This is a genomic window from Phycicoccus jejuensis (genome assembly GCF_000720925.1).
In the GTDB taxonomy this organism is placed as follows: Bacteria; Actinomycetota; Actinomycetes; order Actinomycetales; family Dermatophilaceae; genus Phycicoccus; species Phycicoccus jejuensis.
The window spans coordinates 1-2,156 of sequence record NZ_JOEE01000025.1 but is presented as its reverse complement, the minus strand read 5'-3'; the positions used below and the strand labels follow the sequence as shown (position 1 = coordinate 2,156).

Below are 2,156 nucleotides of genomic sequence, written 5' to 3'. Positions count from 1 at the left end.
TCTCGGGCCAGAACCCATCCGGCAAACCGTGCACCTGGCCAGCGCACCTGGCCCCCGCAAACTTGGCCTGCCCATTGAAGGTCGCGCTGTCGAATCGCGTGTCGCGGGTGAAGGTCGCGTTGTCGAATCGCGTGTCGCGAGTGAAGGTCGCGTAGGCGAACCACGCGTCGCCGGTGAAGGTCGCGTTGTCGAATCGCGCGTCGCCGGTGAAGGTCGCGTTGTCGAATCGCGTGTCGCGGGTGAAGGTCGCGTTGTCGAATCGCGTGTCGCGGGTGAAGGTCGCGTGGGAGAACGCCGCATCTTCCCTGAAGGTCGCGTAGACGAACCGCACGTCGCGGGTGAAGGTCGCGTAGGCGAACCACGCGTCGCGGGTGACGGTCGCGTTGTCGAAGGACGCGGTGCTGGTGAAGGTCGCGCCGAGGAATGACGCGTCGCGGGTGAAGGTCGCGTTGTCGAACCGCGCAGTGCTGGTGAAGGTCGCCCCGTCGAAGGACGCGTCGCGGGTGACGGTCGCGTTGTCGAAGGACGCGGTGCTGGTGAAGGTCGCCCCGTCGAAGGACGCGGTGCTGGTGAAGGTCGCCCCGTCGAACCGCGCGCTGCTGGTGAAGGTCGCCCCGTCGAACCGCGCGGTGCTGGTGAAGGTCGCCCCGTCGAAGGACGCGGTGCTGGTGAAGGTCGCCCCGTCGAACCGCGCGCTGCTGGTGAAGGTCGCCCCGTCGAAAGACGCGTGGCCGATCGAGCAGCTCGTCCAGTCCAGTTGCGGCAGTAATGCGTTGGTGAGGTCGATCTGCAGAGAGCTCCATGGTCCGACGCAACGTAGCCGTGGGAAGGGAATCCGGTGCCAGCGGATGATGGTGCGTTTGTACGCAGAGGTGAGCAGTCCGCGGGGGCGGAGGTGGTCAGCGATGACACGCGCGATGGTCTGGCGTGCGCGAGCCCACCTGGAGGAGTTCGTGGGCGCGCGGCGCGGAGTCGAGGCGTACCGACGTGAGCACCATCATTCAAGCTTCTCATTGGCTCGGTTTCGAGAGCCCCGAGGCATTCTGGCCCAGACTTCGTGGACCGTCGCCGTGATTTTCTGAAGCCGCGGCACCAGTGAGCCGTCTGCTGGCGCGCGGTCTCCAACCAGCTTGGTCTCTGTGCTCGTCCTCGGTGTGCTGGACACTGTTACCGCGTCCTGAGCCGAAGGTGTGTGCCAAGTCCGACACGGACCTCAGGACGCCGTCGTCTTGGGGGCGGGACGGGTGCTGCGATGGGCGACGCCGCCCCTCACCTGCGCAGCTCATGGTGAGCCCCGCTCGTCGACGAGCACGAGCGCGTCTCGCTCCCCGCTCACGGAAGTGAACCCGAGCGCCCGGGCCAGGGCGGCTGTGCCGCGTGCTGTGAGTGCCGTCATCGAGGCCTCCACCTGCTCGACGGTGTCGATGCCGTTCCGGTCGTCCATCTCACGACCAGAGCGGGCCGGGTACTGCTCGAGCGCGGTCAGCATGGGTGCCGCCGAACATCGGTATCCGTCTTCGAACCCGCCGCCGAGGAGGTTGGCGGCTTCGGGGAGAAGGAGGTGATCGCTCAGTGTGCATGCCAGCGACGGGGAGCGCTTCCGGCGATGCTCGCCGTGGCCAGACGGTAGGCGGCGAGGGTGGCGCAGTACAGGTCCCCGATGTCGCCGGCGGTACCGGGTACCGGAGAGCTGAGATCGCCGACGGTCACTTCGGACCAGTAGTTGGCGAAGTCCTCCGTCGCAGCGTGCAGGATGGAGGCGTCCATAGAGGACTCCCTCCTCGTTGGGGCCCAAGAGTTCATCTACCGCGGTACACGATTGCGGGTGATGGTGTCGATGGGTGACGGGGTGACGGGGTGACCGGTGGCCCACCGGCATGTGCCGACCTGGGTGAGCTCCTCGCCTGTGTTCTTCCACGCATCGCCGCGCTGGAGGCCCCGATTCTCGACGAGCTCGGCCTGTCGATGTGGGAGTACGCGATCATGTCGACCCTTGGCACGCGGGTGCGGTGAGTCAGTCCGAGTTGTCGGCGCGGATCCGCCGGGATCCCACGAGGCTTGGTCGTCACCTCAACGACCTGGCCGCTCGAGGCGTGATCGTCCGTGACCGATCCACTGATCAGCGCCTGCGCACTGCGCGGCTAACCGCAGAGGGA

Annotated in this window: 3 protein-coding genes and 1 pseudogene; all 4 read right to left on the bottom strand. The window is 67.0% G+C overall.

Features of this window, described 5'->3' with window-relative positions; genetic code table 11:
* Positions 1-331, bottom strand: a 331-nt coding sequence (locus tag IG69_RS0119380; protein WP_030529807.1) for a pentapeptide repeat-containing protein, incomplete at its 3' end; no start/stop codon positions are given.
* 105 nt (positions 332-436) lie between these two features.
* Positions 437-736, bottom strand: a pseudogene (locus IG69_RS23330) (pentapeptide repeat-containing protein); the annotation flags it as partial.
* Between the two features lie 546 nt (positions 737-1,282).
* Entirely contained in the window at positions 1,283-1,489 is a 207-nt protein-coding gene (locus IG69_RS0119370; RefSeq protein ID WP_030529805.1) for a hypothetical protein, read from the bottom strand.
* An 80-nt stretch (positions 1,490-1,569) separates the two neighbouring features.
* On the bottom strand, positions 1,570-1,767 hold the full coding sequence (locus IG69_RS0119365) for a hypothetical protein (RefSeq protein WP_030529804.1): 198 nt from the start codon (positions 1,765-1,767) through the stop codon (positions 1,570-1,572).
* Positions 1,768-2,156 lie beyond the last annotated feature (389 nt).

Bases quoted from the DNA above. Each gene is read 5' to 3' on its own strand.
- IG69_RS0119365 (WP_030529804.1), bottom strand. From the start codon at position 1,767: ATGGACGCCTCCATCCTGCACGCTGCGACGGAGGACTTCGCCAACTAC.
- IG69_RS0119370 (WP_030529805.1), bottom strand. From the start codon at position 1,489: ATGCTGACCGCGCTCGAGCAGTACCCGGCCCGCTCTGGTCGTGAGATG.